Raw genomic sequence first — 18,892 nt, forward strand, 5'->3', positions numbered from 1 at the left:
GCGAGGTCCGGCGTGGACACAAAGCGAGGATTGTTGATGCTTCCTGCCATCGAAGTGCCGTTCACCGACCTGTCCGCCATGGCGCGGGAGGTCTGGCCCGACATAGAAACCACCTACACCGAGGCGCTGCTCGCCGCCCGGTACGTCGGCGGACCCGCCGTCGCCCGGTTCGAGGAGAACTTCGCCCGCTACTGCGACACCACTCATGCGGTCGGTGTCGCCAACGGGACCGACGCCCTGCAGCTGACCCTCCAGGCCCTGGGCATCGGCCCGGGCGACGAGGTGATCGTGCCGAGCAACACGTTCATCGCCACCGCCGCCGCGGTGGTGCGGGCCGGGGCGACCCCGGTCTTCACCGACGTCGACGCCGACACCCTGCTGATCACCCCGGCGATCCTGGCCGCGGCGATCACCCCGCGCACCAGCGCGGTCATCGCCGTCCACCTCTACGGCAACATGCCCGACATGGACGGCCTGGCCGCCGTCGCGGCGAAGGCCGGCATCGCGCTGGTCGAGGACGCCGCCCAGGCGCACGGGGCCGAGTGGCGCGACCGCCGGGCCGGATCCTTCGGCGCGGCCGGCTGCTTCAGCTTCTATCCCGGAAAGAATCTGGGCGCGTTCGGCGACGCCGGCGCGGTGGTCACCTCGGATGAAAACCTCGCCGAGCGGGTGCGCAGCCTCGCCAATCACGGCCGGGACGGCGGCGCCAACCACTACGAGCACATGTACGTCGGGACCAACAGCCGCCTCGACGCGCTGCAGGCCATCGTCCTCGACGCCAAACTGGCCCGCAACGAGGACTGGACCGAGGCGCGCATCGGTCTGGCCGACCGTTACCGCAAGGAGCTGGCCGGCTCCGGCGTCCGCCTCACCGAGGTCGATCCACTGGCCCGGCACGTCTATCACCTCATGGTGGTGCGGGTCGCCGACCGGGAGAGTGTGCAGGCCACGCTGAAGAAGGCCGGGATTCAGACCGGCGTGCACTACCCGGTGCCCTGCCACCTTCAGCCCCCGCTGCGAAAGTACGCGTCGGCGCCGCTGCCGGTCTGCGAGCGGGCCGCCACCGAGCAGTTCTCGCTGCCGCTGTTCCCGCACATGAGCCGGGCCCAGGTGGATCGGGTCTGCGAGGTCCTGGACGGGGTGACTCCGCGGTGAACGCGGACCACGGGGTGATCGTCGGCTATCCGGTGAGCCGCGCCGGGTCCCACGAGCTGGTGCTCGGCGAAGGGGCGCGGCTGCGCAGCGGCACCGTCCTCTACGACGGCAGCCGGATCGGGCCGGGTCTGCAGACGGGTCACGGGGTGGTGATCCGTGAGGAGAACGAGATCGGCGCGGACGTCAGCGTCTGGAGCAACACCGTCGTCGACTACGGCTGCCGGATCGGCGACCGCGTCAAGATCCACGCGAATTGCTACATCGCGCAGTTCACCGTGCTCGAGGACGACGTGTTCCTGGCGCCCGGCGTGACCATCGCCAACGATCTCTACCCGGGCGACGAGCGCTCGGCGAAGCTGATGAGCGGCCCGCACATCGAGGCCGGCGCGCAGATCGGGGTCAACGTCACGATCCTGCCGTTCGTCCGGATCGGCGCGGGCGCGATCATCGGATCCGGGTCGGTGGTCACCCGGGACGTCCCTCCCGGTTTTGTTGCGTACGGCAACCCGGCCGTCCCCCACCGCAAGGTGAGCGAACTCCCGGGCATCGAGGGACGAGTGGCCGCGCTGAGGGGCCAGTCATGAAGCGCACCCTCGACCTCGTCATCGCCGGCGTGGCCCTGCTGCTCATCTCGCCGTTCCTGGCCGCGATCTGGCTGGCCGTGCGGTTCACCTCGCCCGGCCCGGCGGTCTTCAAGCAGGAGCGGCTGGGGCTGCGCCGCACGCCCTTCACCATGTACAAGTTCCGCTCGATGACCACCGGCAACAGCGACGAGGCCCACCGGGCGTACGTGTCGAAGATGCTCACCTCCGACGGCAGCGACACCGAGCGGGTCAACGGACTGTATAAATTGGACGGTGATCCGCGGGTCACCCGGCTCGGGGCCTGGCTGCGCAAGACCAGCCTCGACGAGCTGCCGCAACTGTTCAACATCGTCAAGGGCGAGATGTCGCTGGTCGGCCCGCGCCCGGTGCTCGACTGGGAGGCGGAGCTGTTCAAGCCGGAGGCGATGGCCCGCTTCGACACCCGCCCCGGGCTGACCGGCCTGTGGCAGGTGAGCGGACGGAACCTGCTGACCATGCCTCAGGCGCTGGCTCTCGACGTCGAGTACGTCCGCCGGCAAAGCCTGTGGCTCGACCTGTCCATTCTCGCCCGAACGCTGCCGGCCCAGATGCGTCGCGGCGCGGCATGACCGTAACGCTCGAACGGCCGGCGGAATCGGAGTCGCCGGCGGATGCCGTCGGCGACTCCATGACCGTGGCCGTCTGGACCGCCATCAGCCGGGGCACCGGCGTGATCCGCGGGGTGGTGATCGCCGCGGTCCTCGGCGCCACCCTGTTCGCGAACACCTACCAGTTCACCAACTCACTGCCCAACCTGGTCTTCTACGGCTTCCTGGGCGGCTCGATGCTGTCCTCGCTGCTCATCCCCGCGCTGGTCCGGCACGTCGACGGCGCCGACCGGGCGGGCGCGGAACGGGTGGCCGGCGGTTTCCTCGGCATCGTCGCCCTGGGCGCCGCCGTCCTGACCCCGGTCGCCATCGTGGTGGCCCCGTTCGCCCTGCGCGGCGAGCAGGGCCGGGCCGCGACACTGCTGGTGATCATGCTGTTGCCGCAGATCCCGCTCTACGGCCTGGTCGCCACGGCCGGCGCCGCGATGAACTCGCACGGCCGCTTCGCGCTCGCCGCGGCCGCGCCCGCGCTGGAGAATGTCGGCACCGTCGCGGTCCTCGCCTCGATAGCTCTGCTCTATCCGGGCGACAAGACGTCGACCGGGGCGTTGTTGCTGCTCGGCCTGGGCACGACCGGGTCGGTCGCGCTGCACGCGGCGGCCCAGTGGTACGGCGCGCGCCGGGCCGGCGTGCGGCTGCGGCCACGCAAGGGGTGGCGCGACCCCGAGGTCCGCGTGGTCCTCAAGAGAGCGCTTCCGTCGCTCGCCCAGGCCGGCCTGTCCGCCCTGCAACTGCTGATCCTGCTGATCTTCGCGAACCGCGTCGCCGGTGGCGTGGTCGCGTTCCAGCTCGCCATGAACTTCTACTTCCTGCCGATCGCGCTCGGCGCCACCCCGGTCGCGCTGTCGCTCGCGCCGCGCCTCTCCCGGCTGCACGCGGCCGGCAACCGGGTGGCGTTCCGCGACACCCTGGTCAACGGGCTGATCTTCGCGCTGTTCGTCGCGGTGCCCGCGGCCGCCGGCTACCTCGCGCTCCGGGAGCCGATCGCCAGATCCATCGCCTACGGCGGATTCGGGACCGATGCCGGTACGACGTTGATCGCCACCGCCCTGGGCGCGCTCGCGCTCGGCGTGCTCGGCGAGACCGCGTTCCTGGTCGCGACGTACGCCTGTTACGCCCGCGAGGACACCCGCACGCCGATGTACGCCATGGTGGCCCAGCTCGCCGTCTGCCTGGCCGGGGCGTGCGTGGCCCCGGCGATGACCGGCCCGGCCGTACTCCTGGTGCTGGGTCTGTCGATGTCGGCCGGCACCCTGGTCGGCGCGGCCGTCCTGGTGCGGTCGCTGCTGCGCGGGCTCGGCCCCGGCACCGAGCCGCTCGCCCGCCCGGTGCTGCGCATCATCGGGGTGGCCGCGCTGATGGCCGCCCCCGCCTACCTGACCGGACGGCTGATATCCACAGTGGTCCCCGGGGGCGGCGGAGGGGTCCTCGCGGTGGTAGCGGCGTCGTCACTGGGCGTGGCAGTGTACGTCGGTGTGCAGGCCCGGCTCGGCGCACCGGAACTCGACTGGATCCTGACCTCCGTCCGCAAGAAGCTGCCCGTCCGGCGGCGCCCACCGCGCCGCAATGCCGGCCTGCTCACCAACCTCGCGCTGCTGTTCGCGGCGGCCGCGATCGGCGGGCTGGCCGGCTTCGATCCGGTCTACGCGGCCGCCCTGCTCGCCGCGATCGGCATCGGCGGCTGTGTGTACGTGTGGCCCGCCACCGCCGCGTTCCTGCTGGTCTTCCTGACGCCGCTGACCGCCGGCATCGACCGCGGCACCCTGATCCCGGTGCTGCGGCCGAACGAGGGCCTCGCCGCCCTGGTCGGCGTCGCGCTGGCCGCCCGCTGGCTGGGCACACTGCGGGTCGGCACGTTCCGGCTGCCCAAGCTCGACGCCATCGACTGGTCGCTGATCGGGCTGGCCGTCTTCACCTCGATCGTGCCGCTCGCCATGATGGCCGCCCGCGGCCGCGAGATCATCGCCGACGACCTGCAATACGCGATCGTGCTGTGGAAGTACCTGGCCGTCTACTTCATCATCCGGTTCAGCATCACCACCCGGAAACAGGCGCTGCACGCGGCGTACCTGTCGATCGCGTCCGCCTGCCTGGTCGCGATCATCGGGGTCCTGCAGTCGCTCGGCCTGTTCGGCGTACCGAAGCTGCTCGGTCTTCTTTATGCGCCGTTCGGCGCCGAGCGGGTCCTGTCGATCGGCCGTGGCAGCTCCACCCTCGCCCTCGCCGCCGCCGTCGCCGACCTGTGCATCATCAACCTCGCCCTGGCCATCGGCCTGCTGCTCCACACCACCCGGCACCGGGCGTGGCTGGCCGCGGCCGTGCCGATCTGCGTGTTCGGCGCGCTCGGCGCCGGCGAGTTCTCCACCGTCCTCGGCCTGCTGCTCGCGGTCGGCGTGGTGGTGCTGGTCTCCCGGGCTTACAAACTGGTGGGCTACGCGGTGCCGCTGCTGCTGCTCGGCGGCGTCGTGATGTGGCCGGTGATCGAGACGCGGCTGCTCGGTTTCCAGAGCGCCTCCGGGCTTCCGGACAGCTGGATCGTGCGGCTGCGCAACCTCAACACCTACTTCCTGCCCGACCTGAGCGCCGGCCACAACTGGATCCTCGGGGTGCGCCCGTCGTCCCGGGTGCCGGCCTCGCACGAGGAGTTCGGCTGGGTGTGGATCGAGAGCGGCTACATCTGGCTGCTCTGGGGTGGCGGTATCCCGCTGCTCACGGCGTACCTCTGCTGGGTCGTCATCTGCATGCGGCGAGGCATCGCCGCGGCACGCCGGGCGACCGGCATCGTGGCCGCGGTGGGTCTCGCGGTCGCCGCCTACGTGGCCGCCAACGCGCTGCTGATGCTCTTCGACCCGCACCTGACCTATCGCGGCGCGGCCGACTGCCTGCTCGTGCTGCTGGCCATCCTGCGCAACCTCGGCGTTAAGGACAAACCATGAGCAGACCTATCCGAGTCCTGCTGATAGTGGAGAACGTGCCGCTCGGGCGCGACCACCGGCTGCGCAAGCACGCGGCGGCGCTGGTCGCGGCGGGGATGCAGGTCACCGTCATCTGCCGCAAGGACCCGGCCAACCGGGAGAACCCGCAGGTCCGGGTGTTCGACTATCCGGCCAGCGACGGGGTGAGCAAGCTCGGCTTCATCCGGGAGTACGCCTGGTCGCTGTCCGCCGCCGCCGTGATGATCCTGCGCGCGATGCTGGCCGGCGGGCTGGACGTGGTGCAGATGTCCAGCACCCCGGACATCTACTTCGTCCTGGCCGCGCCGCTCAAGCTGTTCCGGCGCCGGGTGATCTTCGACTTCAAGGACCTGTCCCCGGAGATCTATGAGGCCCGCTACGGGCGCGCCGACGGGATCATGTACCGGCTGCTGCGCCGCTTCGAACGGGCCAGCCTGCGCACCGCCGACCACGTGGTGGCGGTCAACGCGTCGGTGCGGTCGGTGGCCCTCGATCGCGGCGGGCTCGGCGCCGACCGGGTCACCGTGGTCGGCAACGGGCCGTGGCTGGCCGACCTGGGCGCTCGAGCGGCCCGCCCGGAGCTGACCCGCGGCTTCCCGCACCTGTGCGTGCTCACCGGCATGATGGGCCCGCAGGACGGCATCGACCTGGCCCTGGCCGCGATCGACCACCTCGTCCACCAGATCGGGCGCACCGACACCGCGTTCACGTTTGCCGGCATCGGCGACTATGTGCCCATCGCCGAGTCGTTCGTCGCGGAACGCAGCCTCGGTGATTGGGTGACCTTTCCCGGCTGGGTCACCCGCGATCAGGTGTACGACATGCTGAGCACCGCCGACGTCGGGCTCGAACCCAACCTCGAGGAGTTCGTGACCCCGGTGAAGGCAATGGAGTACATGGCGTTCGGGCTCCCATTCGTCGCATTCGATGTGGCCGAGACCCGGATCATCGGCGCGGGCGCGGCCGAGCTGGTTCCGCGCGGCGACGTGGTCGCGTTCGCTGAACGGATCGACTCTCTGCTGCGTAACCCCGATAGACGGGCCGAGCTGGGCGCGGCCGGGGAACGGGCGGTCCGTCAGCGACTGTCCTGGGACCGGCAGCAGGTCCCGTACCTCGGGGTGATCGCGCGACTCGCCCAGGAAAAGTTGACGGCGGCAGGAGGCACGGCGGCATGAACACGAACGGGGGCCCGGCGCGGTTGATTCGCGTGTACGGGCTGTGGATCGCCCTGGTGACCGTGGTGGTGATGGCCGCGGGGTTCGGGGTGAGCATGCTGGCGCCCACCGCGTACCGCTCCGCGGCGATCGTCGTGGTCGAGGCGCTGGTGCGGGCCAACACCACCCCGGTCCCGCCGGAGATGGGCACCGAGAAGGAACTCGCCAAGTCCGGCCTGGTGGTGCGGCCGGCCGCGGCGTCGCTGGGCGTCGACCCGGGGAACCTGCAGGACGGGTTCTCGATCACGGTGGCGCCGGACGCGAACGTGCTCACGTTCATCTACCAGGCGGACAGCCCGGCGACCGCGCAACTGCGGGCGCAGGCACTCGCCGAGGCCTACGTCGACTTCCGCAACGAGGGCGAGAAGGCCAAGAGCGCCACCGCGAACGCGCACGCCACCCTGGTCACCCCGGCCTACCTGCCGGGCGAGCCGGTGGCCCGCCCGATCCTCGTCGACCTCGGCATCGGCCTGATCCTGGGCCTGCTGCTCGGCGTCGGCACCGCGGTGGTCCGCGACCGGATGAGCGACCGGATCCGCAGCCTGCGCGACTTCGAGAAGATCAGCGGCCGCACCGTTCTCGCCACGGTGCCGCGCACCGCCCGCCCGCGCGGGCCGGGCGCGGCGCTGCCGGTGCTGCTGCGCTCGCCCCAGTCGCCGGCCGCCGAGTCGTACCGCTACCTGCGCTCCCGGCTGCAGCCGCTGCTGGCCCGCGACGGCGCCACGTCGGTGCTGGTGGCCAGCGCCTACGACGGCGAGGGCCGCAGCACCACAGCCGCCAACCTGGCCACCGCTCTTGCCCTGGCCGGCCGGTCGGTGATCCTGGTCGACGCCGACCTGCCGCGCCCACAGCAGCACCGGATCTTCGACCTGCCGGACGAGCGGGGCCTGACCGACCTGCTCGCCGGCGACATCCGGCTCGAGGACGCCCTCCAGCAGGGTCCGGTGCCGCGGCTGCAGCTGATCACCAGCGGGCCGGGCGCCGACCGGGCCATCGACCTGCTCGAAGGCCCGCGCCTGGCGCAGGTGCTCAAGGATCTGGGCCGGCTCTGCGACGTCGTGGTGATCGACTCGCCAGCGATCCTCAGCGTGTCCGACGCGATCGGGCTCGCGGCCGTGGCCGACCACGTGCTGCTGGTCGGCGACTTCCGGCGCAGCACCCGGGCCGGCGTGGCCCGCGCCCTGGCCGAGCTGGCCGAGGTCGTCGACGGCAACGTCAGCGCGGTGCTGGTCAACGCGGTCAAGAGCGCGGGCGGCCTGGTGCCGCGCCCGCGCGACGCGGTGGCCGCCCGGCCACCGGCCCCGGCCCCGGAGGTGGAGCCGGAGTCCGGGCCGATCGTGGCCCACGGCCTCTCGCTGCTGGACTCGCTGACCGACCGCAGCGGCATCCCGGTGGTCGGCTCGGCAGCGGTGCCGAAGTCGATGACCCCGACGTCGCCCGCCCCCAGCTCGGCCGCCCCGATCTCACCCGCCACGGCCTCGACCATCTATCAGTCCGCGACGTCCCCGCCGGCCGGGCCGGTGAAGGCGCGCGCGAACGGCTCGACCGTGCCGGCGCCGCGCGATCCACCAGGCAAGCCCTAAGCGGCGGCGAGTCGACGTCTCAGCTCCTTACCCCACACGGGCGTCGGCTCGCCGCCCCAGTCCTGGACCAGTGACCAGCAGTCGCCCCAGGGGTTCCAGCTCCACGCCGTCCAGCTCACGTCGTGGTCGTCGAGCCAGTCGAGGGTGTCGCCGGCCCAGCCGCCGCGGCGCACCACGCCCGGCGGGCAGTCGTCGTCGAAGTCGGCCGACACCCCCTTCAGGGTGGGGCCGACCTCGCCGGCGAACAGCGGCACCTGCGCCAGGATCGGCTTGAAGTCCCGGTCGAAGCACTCGGTGGTCCCGCAGTACTCGTTGAACGAGTAGGCGTGCGCGGACGCGGCGAGCTGGCCGGCCGGGTCGTCGGGACGGTATTTGAGCCATTGGGTCATCGATTCGGCCCAGTGGATGCCGCCGGCCAGCACCACCGTCGTCGAGCCGGTGCCGCGGACGGCCGCGACCAGCTCGTTCAGGCCGGCCGCGGCGTAGGGGTTGCCGGTGTTGACCGAGGTGAGGGTGCACCCGTTGCGCCAGCAGTCCCAGGCCCGGCCGGTGTTGGTCTCGGCGTACGGGAAAGGCTCGTTGAACAGGTCGAACATCACCGCGCCGGTGCGGATCCCGGTGGCCACCGACCGCCAGAAATCAAGGCTGTGGTCGCGGTCGGGCATCTGCTCCTGTTCCTTCGGGACGCCGTCGCCGGGAGCGCTGCGATGAAGATCGAGAACGGCCACGAAGCCGTACGCGTTGAGCCGCCGGACAAAATCACGCACCGCGCCCCGGTATTTCTCCCCGGCGAAGGCCGCCGGCGCCGCCGGCAGGCCGAGCCAGCACTGCTCGTTCAGCGGCACCCGGACCGCGTCGGCCTGACCCCACTCGCGCATCGCCGCGATGACCCGGTCGCTCGGCGCCTGGCCGTCGGGGGTGTCGAAGATGCCCGCGCCCTCGATGCAGGCGTATTCGGCGCCGGCCAGGTTAAAGCCCCTGAGCCGGATGAGGGTGCCCGATTTGTCGACGAAATGGTTCTTGTCCACGGAGATGGAATCGATCGGGCCCGGTGGCGGCTCGGGGGCGGCTGCGGCGCATCCGACGAGCAACAGAACAGGGAGGAACCGCAGCCATCGCACCCGTCCAGAATGGACGGCCGGCAGCGGCAGCGGCATCGCTTGATCAGCCGATGCGAGCCTCATGTTAGGTTAGCCATACCTAAAGGGGAGGTATCGTTCGTGCTGCCGTGGCGCTTCTTCACGACCGAGGTGCGGGCCGTCCAGCGGCTCAGCCCCAACTTCGTCCGGGTCACCTTCACCGGTGACGACCTGGACAAGTTCGCCGACAACGGCTTCGACCAGCGGATCAAACTGATCCCACCGCTGGCCGGCCACGGCCACGACCACCTGCCCACCGGCGAGGACTGGTACGCGCAGTGGCGCGACCTGCCGGACGAGCACCGCAACCCGATCCGCACCTACACGGTCCGCGCCGTGCGCCCCGAGGCGCGCGAGGTCGACGTCGACATGGTGCTGCACGGCGTGCACGGTCCCGCCTCCCGCTGGGCCGACGAGGCCGGCCCCGGCTCGGTCATGTGCATCATGGGCCCGAACGCCGAGCACGACGGCGTGCATGGCGGCATCGACTTCCGCCCGCCCGCGCACACCGAGTGCCTGCTGCTGGGCGGCGACGAGACCGCGGTGCCGGCAATCTCCTCGATCCTGGCCTGCCTGCCGGCCGACGCCACCGGCGAGGCGCTGCTCGAGGTGCCCACCTCGGCGGACACCCCCGACCTGGCGGCCCCGGCCGGGGTGCGGGTCACCTGGCTGCCCCGCGACGGCGCCGCGCACGGCGAGAAGCTGGTGCCGGCCCTGCGCGCCTCGGTGCGCCGGCTGCTGGGCGACGTCGCTGCCGCGGCGGCCTCGCCGGCCGATCTTGAAGACGTCAACGTCGACGAGGACATGCTCTGGGAGGTGCCGGAGCCGGTCACCGACGTGAGCAAGTTCTACGCGTGGCTGGCCGGCGAGGCCGCCGTGATCAAGACGCTGCGCCGCCACCTGGTCGCCGAGTGCGGCGTCGACCGCGGCTCGGTCGCCTTCATGGGCTACTGGCGGCTGGGCCGCGCCGAGGCCAACTAGGGGTGTTTCGGCGAATGCCGACGAGGGCTCCCCTCCGCTCGATAGCGTGAGGTCTCGAGACCACGCCAGCGTGTGGCCCCATAGGAGGGGCGCGCCCACGGCCGTGGACCTCGGGCGAGGAGGGGCCATGTGGAACACGTCGACGACACGAACGGGGCCGGTGGTCCTGCTCGTCGAGGATGATGACGACCTGCGCGAGATGACCACGCAGATGCTGGAGATGCGCGGGTTCACCGCCCTGGTCGCCAACGACGCGGTCACCGCGATCACCACCTGCCGGGTCTACGACGGCGCCATCGACGTGCTGCTGACCGACCTGGGCCTGCCGGGCGTCTCCGGCGGCGAGCTGGCTCGCTCGGCGGCCGCGATCCGGCCGGCGATGGAGATCATCTACATCTCCGGGATCCCGCAGGACATCGCGATCAAGAAGGGTCTGATCAAGGCAGGATCGCCCTTCATATCGAAACCGTTCACCACCGATGTGCTCGCCGGAACGCTGCGCTCCGTGCTGGCCCGGCACAGCAACGCTCCAGCGCCCTGATAGCAGTCCGTTAGCAACCATATTCAAGCGAATGAGCCTCAAGCCCGGCTTCAGGAGCCCGATACCTAATGTCGCAGGCGGTCACCGAAAAGCGGTGACCGAGACACCAGGGGAGCTCCGAATGCCGAACATCAACGTGATCGCCGCTTACCTCCGCAGCCGCCTCAACAACGAGGAAGGCGCGACGGCCGTTGAGTACGGCCTGCTCGTGACGTTCATCGCCATCGTGATCATCGTTGGCGTCAGCGCGTTCGGCACCCACCTGAGCGACGTCTTCACGAACCTCACCAAGAAGTTCTGACGGAAGGGCGGTAGCCGCGCCGATGCGCTCGCGCCGACACCTCATTCGCCCCGGCTCAACGCCGCGCCGGGCTGACGAGGGTGCGGCCGCGGTGGAGCTGGCGCTGGTGCTACCGATTCTCCTTCTGCTGATCTTCGGCCTCGTCGACTTCGGCCGGGTGATGCAGCAGCAGATCCAGCTGACCGAGGCGGTGCGGGAAGGCGCTCGGGTGGGCGCGCTGAACGGCACCGTCTCGGACATGCAGACTCAAGTCTCCAGCACGGTCGGTAGCGGGATAGTCCTCACCTACCCCACGACCACGCCCTGCCCTGCAAGTGCCACCACCGCGAACGACGCGACCGTCACGGTGTCGCGGGCGTTCGACCCGATCACCCCTCTCTACGCCGTGCTCAAACTGTTCACGAGCACCGCACCCAGCGCCATCACCCTCTCCGCGACGGGCGTCATGGCATGCCTGGGTTAAGCACATCGTCGGATTCGCCCCCGTAGGCGCGCTTAGCTACCAGAATCGGTAGTAAGCCACGCGAAAGGGGGAAGCGGAATGCGCCGACGGATCGTGCTCCTACTGGTCGCCATCGTCCTGGCCGGCTTCAGTGCCACAGCGGTCATCGCCTACGGCAACGGCGCCGACGAGCGCGCCCTCAACGGCGCCCAGGGGACCTGGGTGCTGCTGGCGACCGCCAACATCCCCGCGGACACCACCGGCGCGGACATCCGCAGCCGCAAGCTGGTCCGCCAGGTCCAGATGCCGGCCCGGTCCGTCCCGTCCGGCGCGATCGGCAAGCTCGACGCCGCGTTCGACCAGCTCACGCTGAATGCCGAGCTGCAGCCGGACCAGATGCTGATGCAGGGGCAGTTCGAGCACCCGGCTCCCGCCACCGCCAGCCCGTCACCGACCTTCGTGCTGCCCTCCGGCAAGATCGCGATCAGCGTCGACCTGACCATCGCGCGGCAGGTGGCCGGCAACGTCGACACCGGCTCGCAGGTGACGATCTTCCTCACCCAGGCGGTCAGCGCCGACTCCCGCGACCAGCAGACCACCGTCGTGGTGCCGAAGACCACCGTGATCGGCGTCGGCGAACGCGCCCAGCCCACCAGCCCGGCGCCCACGCCGACCGGGTCGGCCTCGGCGAGCGCGTCGCCCACCACGAACACCACCGCCGACACCGGGCTGGACCGGTGGGTCGTCACCGTCGCGGTCACCCAGGCCGAGGCCGAGAAACTGGTCAACGGCTACAACGTCGGCGAGCTGCACCTCGGCCTGCTCGCCACGCCCACCACCTCGCCCACCCCGGGTGACGAGTCGTGAGCCTCTACGTCTATCTCGAGCCCGACCGGGACCGCCTCGCCCAGGTCGGCCCCCAGTTCCAGTCGATCGGCTGCGCCATCGTGCACAGCATCGCCGACCTGGAGGCGCACCTCCCGCGCTACCCGGAGACGCTGCTGGTGATCGTCGGCGCCACCGTGCCGCTCGACGAGGTGCTCATGTTCACCGCGTACCAGCGGTTGCAGCGGCCGTTGATCGGTGTGGTGCTCGTGCGACGGACCGTGGAACCGAACGACGTGCTGCGCTGCCTGCGCTCCGGCGTGCGCGAGGTCGTCGAGGAAGCGGACTGGGACGGCATCCGCAACGCCTGCTCCCGCTCGGTCGATCTCTCCAAGGCGCTCAGCACCACCCTGCGCACCAACAGCGAACAAGCCCCGTACGGCAGGGTCATCACCGTCTTCGCCGGCAAGGGCGGCTGCGGCCGCTCGGTGGTCGCGGTGAACCTCGCCGCCGCGCTCTCCGCCGGTGGCGTCCGCCGGGTCCTGCTGGTCGACCTCGACCTGCAGTTCGGCGACATCGCGATCATGTTGAAGCTGCCCCCGGACCGCAACATCGCCGGCGGGATCGCGATGGCCGGCCGACTCGACGAGCCGGGCCTGCGCTCGATCATCACCGGCTACAAGAACGGCATCGACGTGCTGCTCGCGCCGTCGTCGCCGGCCCAGGGCGAGCACGTACGCCGGGAACTGGTGGTGGAGATCCTCGACCTGGCCCGGCCCAACTACGACTTCATCGTGGTGGACACCCCGGCGCTGGTCACCGACCAGGTGCTCGCCGCCCTGGACATCTCCGACTGGCTGATCCCGATCGTCACCCCCGACCTGCCCACCCTCAAGAGCGTCCGGCTGACCGTGGAGATGTTCGACATGCTCGACTACGCCAAGGACCGCCGCCTGCTGGTCTTCAACCGGTCGAACTCCGAGGTGGGCCTGACGCCGGAGGACATCTCGGAGGCGATCGGCATGCCGTTCGCCGTGCACGTGCCCTCCAGCCGGGAGGTGACGATCTCGGTCAACCGGGCCGAACCGCTCTACATGACCAACCCGGTGCACCCGTTCAGCCGGGCGATCGCCCGCCTCGCCGAGCTGTGCTCGGGCATCACCCCCGAGGTCGCCCAGAAACGGCGGCTGTTCTCCCGGGCCGGGAAGGCCGCCCGATGAGTCTCTCCGCCCGCCTCGGCTACGACCCGATGCAGCAGCAGCCGGCGGCGGCCGAGCACGCGGAACCCGCCGCAACGGCCGCCGCCCACCGCTACCGCGCCGCCGGCCGGCAATCGGCCGACCCGGTCTACGAGGTGCGCCTGCGCATCCAGCGCCGCCTCGCCGACGAGCTCGGCCCCACCCTCTACACCAACCGCGCCCACGAGGAGGACCTCACCGCCCGGGTCCGGGAGGTGCTCAACGACCTGCTCGCCCGCGAGGAGACGCCGCTTTCCGGCGCCGACCGCGCCCGGATCACCAAGGAGGTGATCGACGAGGTCCTCGGCCACGGCCCGATCGAGCCGCTGCTGCGCGACCCGTCCATCACCGAGGTGATGTGCAACGGCCCGAAGAGCATCTACGCCGAGCGGTACGGGCGGCTCGAGCGCACCGAGGTCGAGTTCGACGACGAGGGGCACCTGCGCCGCATCATCGACCGGATCTGCGCCCGGGTGGGCCGCCGGGTCGACGAGGCGAGCCCGATGGTCGACGCCCGCCTGCCCGACGGCAGCCGGGTCAACGCGATCGTCCCGCCGATCGCCCTGGACGGGGCGTCGCTGACGATCCGCAAGTTCGCCGCCGTCCCGCTGACCGTCGGCGACCTCATCTCCTACGCCACCCTCAACCGCCAGGCCGCCGAGTTTCTCGAGGCCTGCGTGCGCGGCCGGCGCAACGTCGTGGTCAGCGGCGGCACCGGCTCCGGCAAGACGACCATCCTCAACGTGCTGTCCAGCTTCGTCCCGCACGACGAGCGCATCGTCACCATCGAGGACGCCGCCGAACTGCAACTCGTTCAGGACCATGTCGTACGGCTGGAATCGCGCCCGTCCAACTCGGAGGGACGCGGCACCGTGACCAGCCGGGACCTGGTGCGCAACGCGCTGCGGATGCGCCCCGACCGGATCGTCGTCGGTGAGGTCCGCGACGCCGCCGCCCTCGACATGCTGCAGGCCATGAACACCGGCCACGACGGGTCGCTGACCACCCTGCACGCCAACACGCCCCGCGACGCGCTGTCCCGCCTGGAGACCATGGTGCTGATGGCCGGCATGGACCTGCCGAGCCGGGCCATCCGCGACCAGATCGCCGCGGCCGTCGAACTGATCATCCAGGTCCAGCGGTTCAAGGACGGCAGCCGCAAGGTCACCCACATCACCGAGGTGGTCGGCATGGAGGGTGACGTCATCACCATGCAGGACCTGTTCGTGTTCGAGGTCAACGCCGACACCCCGATGCACATGGCCTCGCTGAAGCCCACCGGCGTCCGGCCGCGCTTCGTCGACACCCTGGCCATGTACGGGGTGACCCTGCCGCCCAACATGTTCCTCGGCGGCCGGATATGAGCGGCTGGGGCTGGGCCGCGGCCGTCAGCGGCGCCGCGGCCACCTTCCTGATCGTCTACGTCATCCTGGACGTGATCTTCGGGCGCACCCCGGAACAGCGGCGGATCGCCTCGCTCAAGGTCTTCACGCACGTCGAACGCAACTCCACCGATCCGATCGGCCGCCAGATCCTGGCCGCCCTCGGCCTGTTCGTCGAGGAGTCACCCGCGCTGGCCCGGTTCGCGGCCCGCAGCGAGCCCCTGCTCGACCAGCTCACCGGGGCGCCCAAACCGCACGAGTGGCTGTCGCTGCGGTTCCTCTCCTCGATCGGCACGTTCCTGCTGTTCGTGCTGGTGCTGCCGGCCTGGTTCGCGGTCCTGGTCGGCTTCGTCCTCGGCTTCCACCTGCCGCCGATCGTCCTGCGTTCCCGGATCCGGCGGCGCCGCAAGCGGTTCGCCGACGAACTGCCCAACATGCTGCAACTGGTCCTCAGCTCGCTGCGCTCCGGCTTCACCCTGCAGCAGTCGGTCGAGGCCGCCGTCCGCGACGACGAGGGCCCGGTCGCCGAGGAGTTGAGCCGGGCGCTGTCCGAGTCCCGGATCTCCGGCGAGTTCGAGGACGCCCTGCAACGGGTCGGCGAGCGCACCCAGTCCGGCGAGATGAACTGGCTGGTGATGGCGCTGCGCCTGCAACGGGAGGTCGGCGGCAGCCTGGCCGACGTCATGCAGACCACCGCCGACACCATGCGCGACCGCGCCTACCTGCGCCGCCAGGTGCAGACCCTGTCGGCCGAGGGGCGGATGTCGGCGTACGTGCTGATGGCCCTGCCGTTCTTCACCGGCATCGCGCTGACCGTCTCCCGGCCCGGCTACATCCGCCCGCTCTACACCGAGCCGCTCGGCATGGTGATGCTGGCCGGCGCCGCCCTGCTGATGACGATCGGCTTCGTCTGGCTGCGCGCCGCCGTGAAGATCGACGTGTAGCCCGATGTCCGCGCCCCTGCTCCTGGCCATCGCCGCCGTCTGCGCCGCCCTGGCCGTCTCCCTCGCCGCCACCGCGGTGGGCATCCCGCCCACCCAGCGCGAGCGCATGCTGAAGATCCTGTCCGAGTTCGGCGAGAACCGGATCACTGACACCCGCCCGCCCAAGCCCACCCTGTACAACCGGGTCCGGCCGGGCCTGCTCTGGTTCTTCCAGCACACCGGCGACCTGATCACCCCGCCCGCAATGAAGCTGCGGCTGGCCCGGCAGCTCGACTACGCCGGCAACCCGCCCGCGTGGCCGGTGGACCGGGTGGTCCAGGCCCGGATGTTCGGAGTGATCTTCTTCGCCGTGGTCGGCTACGTGATCTACCCGAAGCACGCCGCCCTCTCCGGCCTGGCCGGCATCGTCATCGGCCTGGTGCTGCCCGAGCTGCTGGTGCGCAACCTCGGCCAGAAGAGGCAGCAGGCGCTCGCCCGTTCCCTGCCCGACGTGCTCGACGCCCTGGTCATCGGCGTCGAGGCCGGCCTCGGCCTGGACGCGGCGCTGGCCCAGGTCGCGCAGATGCAACAGGGGCCGATGCCGGACGAGGTGCGTCGCCTGCTGCAGGAGATGCAGCTCGGCGTCTCCCGCACCGACGCGCTGCGGGCGCTCTCCGCCCGCACCACTTCGCTCGATCTGAAACGCATGATCACGGCGCTGGTGCAGGCCGGCGAGATGGGCATCTCGGTGGCCGGCATCCTCCGCGAACACGCCGCCGACCAGCGCCTGCGCCGCCGCCAGCGGGCCGAGGAGAGTGCCCAGAAGGTCGCCATCAAACTGCTGTTCCCCGTGCTCTTCTGCCTGTTCCCGGTGATCTTCGTGGTGGTGCTGGGGCCGGCGATCCTGACCGTGATGGCCAACTTCGGCTGAGAGCTGACCATGCCTACCAGTGTTCTCCAGCGTAACCGGAACGAGGGCGCCCGGCTCGCGGCCCTGCACGAGTACGAGCTGCTCGATGCCCCCGCCGACGACGAGCTCGAGGCGGTCGTCCGGGTCGCCGCCATGGTCGCCGAGGTGCCCAAGGCCACGCTCAACCTGCTCGACGACAAACGCCAGTGCCAGCTGACCACGGTCGGCTTCGAGGGCGGCGACACCCCGCGCAGCGAGTCGATGTGCGACATCGAGTTCCGCGCCGGCCAGTTCGTGCACGTGCCCGACGCCACCCGGAACCCGCTCTACTCCGACAACCTCTGGGTCAACGGCCAACTGGCTGACGTACGGTTCTACGCCTCCGCCCCGCTCATCACGCCCGACGGGTACGCCCTGGGCACGCTCTGCGTCTTCGACGAACAGGTCAAGACGCTGCGCCCGGAACAGATCAGCCGGCTGCTCGACCTGGCCGACATCGTGGTGGCCCTGTTCGAACGCCGCCGCCAGTCCCGGCTCAACGCGGCGCTCGCCCGGGACCGGGAACGGGCCAAGAGGTTCATCGAGACCGTCCTGGAGACCATCGACGTCGGCATCGCCGCCTGCGATCCGGCCGGCGAGTTGACCGTCTTCAACCGGGCCGCCCGCGAATGGCATGGGGTTCACGCCGGCGAGGGACTGCCGCCGGAGGACCTCTCCGACTACTACGGCCTGTTCGACGCGACCGGCACCCACCGGCTCGTGCCCGAGGAGATTCCGCTGATCCGGGCACTGCGCGAGGGCGAGGTCCACGAGGCCGAGATGATGATCAAACGGCTGGACGCCGCCGACGTCGATCTCATCTGCACGGCCCGCCGGCTCGCCGACGACGACGGCACGCCACTCGGCGCCGTCGTGGCCATGAACAACGTCACCGCCGACCGGGCCCAGCGGCGCGCCCTCGAAGCCGCGCACCGGGAGCTGATCGACCGCGGCGAGCAACTGGCGGCCGCGGTCACCGAACTGAGCCGGTCGAACGACGAACTCGAACAATTCGCCGGCGCGGTCAGCCACGACCTGGTGCGGCCGATGGCCGCGGCGCACGGCTATCTCGAGATGATGACCAGCGGGTACGCCGAGGACCTCGACCCGCGGGCCACCAAGTGGCTGGACGGGGCGATCCGTGCGGTCGAGCGCATGCAGGAGCTGGTTCAGGCGCTGCTGACGTACGCCCGGGCTGGTCACGCCCCGTTCTCACCGGAACCGGTGGCACTGGGCGAGGTGTTCGACGCCGTCCGGGCCGACCTGACCACGATCGCCGAGTCGAGCGGCGCCGAGGTGACGGTGAACGGCGAGCTGCCGACCGTGCAGGGCGACCGCACCCTCATCCGCCAGCTCCTGCAGAACCTGATCGACAACGCGATGAAATACCGTTCGCCTGACCGCGCCTGCCGGATCGCGCTCTCCGCCGAGAACAACGACTTCGGCTGGACGATCCTGGTCGCCGACAACGGCATCGGCATCCCACCCGACCAGCGGGAGCGGGTGTTCGAGATGTTCGCCCAGGTCGACCCGGCCTCCCGCAAGGGCCACGGCATCGGGCTGTCCACCTGTCACCGCATCATCGACCGGCACAACGGCGCGATCAGCATCGGCGACACCCCCGGTGGCGGCACCACCATTCGCATTCTGCTGCCGGCCTGAATGCTTCGGAAATGCAGAAAGGCCCACCCTCGCGGGTGGGCCTTTCTGTCACGTTGAGTCCGGCGGCGTCCTACTCTCCCACACCCTCCCGAGTGCAGTACCATCGGCGCTGGAGGGCTTAGCTTCCGGGTTCGGAATGAGACCGGGCGTTTCCCCTCCGCTATGACCACCGAAACAACCATCAGCGGAACTAACCAGCAACCCCATAATTTCTGGGGGTGGTTGTTCGTTTGCTGTGAATCACACAGTGGACGCGTCGAGCACAATGTTTAGGGTGGTTAAGCCCTCGGCCTATTAGTACCGGTCGACTGAACCAGTTACCTGGCTTACATCTCCGGCCTATCAACCCAGTCGTCTGGCTGGGAGCCTTAC

Annotated in this window: 17 protein-coding genes and 1 rRNA gene; 16 read left to right on the forward strand and 2 right to left on the reverse strand. The window is 70.5% G+C overall.

The window, feature by feature from the left end:
- Positions 1 to 36: 36 nt before the first annotated feature.
- The 6 genes from AB0E90_RS14900 to AB0E90_RS14925 are packed head-to-tail and all read left to right on the forward strand — an operon-like array spanning position 37 to position 8,137.
- Positions 37 to 1,155, forward strand: a complete 1,119-nt coding sequence (locus AB0E90_RS14900) for a DegT/DnrJ/EryC1/StrS family aminotransferase (RefSeq protein WP_360404313.1) — start codon at positions 37 to 39, stop codon at positions 1,153 to 1,155.
- The gene (locus tag AB0E90_RS14905) at positions 1,152 to 1,739 is read left to right on the forward strand and encodes an acyltransferase (protein ID WP_360404316.1); all 588 of its coding nucleotides are present in this window, start codon (positions 1,152 to 1,154) and stop codon (positions 1,737 to 1,739) included. Before AB0E90_RS14900 ends, AB0E90_RS14905 begins: the two co-directional genes overlap by 4 nt.
- Positions 1,736 to 2,347, forward strand: coding sequence for a sugar transferase (locus AB0E90_RS14910; RefSeq protein ID WP_360404319.1), 612 nt, complete (start codon positions 1,736 to 1,738; stop codon positions 2,345 to 2,347). Before AB0E90_RS14905 ends, AB0E90_RS14910 begins: the two co-directional genes overlap by 4 nt.
- Positions 2,344 to 5,322, forward strand: coding sequence for a lipid II flippase MurJ (locus AB0E90_RS14915; protein WP_360404322.1), 2,979 nt, complete (start codon positions 2,344 to 2,346; stop codon positions 5,320 to 5,322). The genes AB0E90_RS14910 and AB0E90_RS14915 overlap by 4 nt, the downstream gene beginning before the upstream one ends.
- Positions 5,319 to 6,515: a glycosyltransferase family 4 protein gene (locus AB0E90_RS14920; RefSeq protein WP_360404325.1), complete on the forward strand. Its 1,197-nt coding sequence runs from the start codon at positions 5,319 to 5,321 to the stop codon at positions 6,513 to 6,515. Before AB0E90_RS14915 ends, AB0E90_RS14920 begins: the two co-directional genes overlap by 4 nt.
- Positions 6,512 to 8,137, forward strand: coding sequence for an AAA family ATPase (locus AB0E90_RS14925; protein ID WP_360404327.1), 1,626 nt, complete (start codon positions 6,512 to 6,514; stop codon positions 8,135 to 8,137). The genes AB0E90_RS14920 and AB0E90_RS14925 overlap by 4 nt, the downstream gene beginning before the upstream one ends.
- Here the strand turns inward: AB0E90_RS14925 and AB0E90_RS14930 are convergent.
- On the reverse strand, positions 8,134 to 9,165 hold the full coding sequence (locus AB0E90_RS14930) for a cellulase family glycosylhydrolase (protein ID WP_360404330.1): 1,032 nt from the start codon (positions 9,163 to 9,165) through the stop codon (positions 8,134 to 8,136). The genes AB0E90_RS14925 and AB0E90_RS14930 overlap by 4 nt on opposite strands.
- Before the next feature lie 192 nt (positions 9,166 to 9,357).
- Between AB0E90_RS14930 and AB0E90_RS14935 the strand changes: the two genes are divergently transcribed.
- The 10 genes from AB0E90_RS14935 (at position 9,358) to AB0E90_RS14980 (ending at position 18,520) form a co-directional block, all read left to right on the forward strand.
- On the forward strand, positions 9,358 to 10,257 hold the full coding sequence (locus tag AB0E90_RS14935) for a siderophore-interacting protein (RefSeq protein WP_360404333.1): 900 nt from the start codon (positions 9,358 to 9,360) through the stop codon (positions 10,255 to 10,257).
- A 127-nt stretch (positions 10,258 to 10,384) separates the two neighbouring features.
- Positions 10,385 to 10,798 carry a response regulator gene (locus AB0E90_RS14940; protein ID WP_360404336.1) on the forward strand — a complete coding sequence of 138 codons (414 nt, stop codon included), beginning with the start codon at positions 10,385 to 10,387 and terminating at the stop codon, positions 10,796 to 10,798.
- A 121-nt stretch (positions 10,799 to 10,919) separates the two neighbouring features.
- Complete coding sequence (locus AB0E90_RS14945) at positions 10,920 to 11,099, forward strand: Flp family type IVb pilin (RefSeq protein WP_360404339.1); 180 nt, start codon at positions 10,920 to 10,922, stop codon at positions 11,097 to 11,099.
- A 91-nt stretch (positions 11,100 to 11,190) separates the two neighbouring features.
- Positions 11,191 to 11,562 carry a TadE/TadG family type IV pilus assembly protein gene (locus AB0E90_RS14950; protein ID WP_360404342.1) on the forward strand — a complete coding sequence of 124 codons (372 nt, stop codon included), beginning with the start codon at positions 11,191 to 11,193 and terminating at the stop codon, positions 11,560 to 11,562.
- Between the two features lie 78 nt (positions 11,563 to 11,640).
- Positions 11,641 to 12,408 (forward strand): RcpC/CpaB family pilus assembly protein, encoded by a 768-nt coding sequence (locus tag AB0E90_RS14955; RefSeq protein WP_360404345.1) that lies wholly within the window; start codon positions 11,641 to 11,643, stop codon positions 12,406 to 12,408.
- On the forward strand, positions 12,405 to 13,586 hold the full coding sequence (locus AB0E90_RS14960; protein ID WP_360404348.1) for an AAA family ATPase: 1,182 nt from the start codon (positions 12,405 to 12,407) through the stop codon (positions 13,584 to 13,586). The genes AB0E90_RS14955 and AB0E90_RS14960 overlap by 4 nt, the downstream gene beginning before the upstream one ends.
- A complete protein-coding gene (locus AB0E90_RS14965; protein WP_360404351.1) occupies positions 13,583 to 14,968 on the forward strand; it encodes a CpaF family protein in 1,386 nt (461 codons plus the stop codon). Before AB0E90_RS14960 ends, AB0E90_RS14965 begins: the two co-directional genes overlap by 4 nt.
- Positions 14,965 to 15,930 (forward strand): type II secretion system F family protein, encoded by a 966-nt coding sequence (locus AB0E90_RS14970; RefSeq protein WP_360404354.1) that lies wholly within the window; start codon positions 14,965 to 14,967, stop codon positions 15,928 to 15,930. The genes AB0E90_RS14965 and AB0E90_RS14970 overlap by 4 nt, the downstream gene beginning before the upstream one ends.
- Positions 15,931 to 15,934: 4 nt before the next feature.
- Complete coding sequence (locus AB0E90_RS14975) at positions 15,935 to 16,840, forward strand: type II secretion system F family protein (RefSeq protein WP_360404357.1); 906 nt, start codon at positions 15,935 to 15,937, stop codon at positions 16,838 to 16,840.
- A gap of 9 nt (positions 16,841 to 16,849) precedes the next feature.
- Positions 16,850 to 18,520, forward strand: coding sequence for an ATP-binding protein (locus tag AB0E90_RS14980; RefSeq protein WP_360404360.1), 1,671 nt, complete (start codon positions 16,850 to 16,852; stop codon positions 18,518 to 18,520).
- 57 nt (positions 18,521 to 18,577) lie between these two features.
- Here AB0E90_RS14980 and rrf read toward each other — a convergent pair.
- Positions 18,578 to 18,694: ribosomal RNA gene (gene rrf / locus AB0E90_RS14985) — 5S ribosomal RNA — on the reverse strand.
- Positions 18,695 to 18,892: the final 198 nt, after the last annotated feature.

The sequence above is a fragment of the Actinoplanes sp. NPDC026619 genome (assembly GCF_040638295.1).
Classification (GTDB): domain Bacteria; phylum Actinomycetota; class Actinomycetes; order Mycobacteriales; family Micromonosporaceae; genus Actinoplanes.

Excerpts from the sequence above, each read along its gene's own strand:
- AB0E90_RS14915 (WP_360404322.1), top strand. The coding sequence starts at position 2,344 with ATGACCGTAACGCTCGAACGGCCGGCGGAATCGGAGTCGCCGGCGGAT.
- AB0E90_RS14925 (WP_360404327.1), top strand. The coding sequence starts at position 6,512 with ATGAACACGAACGGGGGCCCGGCGCGGTTGATTCGCGTGTACGGGCTG.
- AB0E90_RS14920 (WP_360404325.1), top strand. The coding sequence starts at position 5,319 with ATGAGCAGACCTATCCGAGTCCTGCTGATAGTGGAGAACGTGCCGCTC.
- AB0E90_RS14965 (WP_360404351.1), top strand. The coding sequence starts at position 13,583 with ATGAGTCTCTCCGCCCGCCTCGGCTACGACCCGATGCAGCAGCAGCCG.
- AB0E90_RS14900 (WP_360404313.1), top strand. The coding sequence starts at position 37 with ATGCTTCCTGCCATCGAAGTGCCGTTCACCGACCTGTCCGCCATGGCG.
- AB0E90_RS14970 (WP_360404354.1), top strand. The coding sequence starts at position 14,965 with ATGAGCGGCTGGGGCTGGGCCGCGGCCGTCAGCGGCGCCGCGGCCACC.
- AB0E90_RS14955 (WP_360404345.1), top strand. The coding sequence starts at position 11,641 with ATGCGCCGACGGATCGTGCTCCTACTGGTCGCCATCGTCCTGGCCGGC.
- AB0E90_RS14980 (WP_360404360.1), top strand. The coding sequence starts at position 16,850 with ATGCCTACCAGTGTTCTCCAGCGTAACCGGAACGAGGGCGCCCGGCTC.
- AB0E90_RS14945 (WP_360404339.1), top strand. The coding sequence starts at position 10,920 with ATGCCGAACATCAACGTGATCGCCGCTTACCTCCGCAGCCGCCTCAAC.
- AB0E90_RS14975 (WP_360404357.1), top strand. The coding sequence starts at position 15,935 with ATGTCCGCGCCCCTGCTCCTGGCCATCGCCGCCGTCTGCGCCGCCCTG.
- AB0E90_RS14910 (WP_360404319.1), top strand. The coding sequence starts at position 1,736 with ATGAAGCGCACCCTCGACCTCGTCATCGCCGGCGTGGCCCTGCTGCTC.
- AB0E90_RS14940 (WP_360404336.1), top strand. The coding sequence starts at position 10,385 with ATGTGGAACACGTCGACGACACGAACGGGGCCGGTGGTCCTGCTCGTC.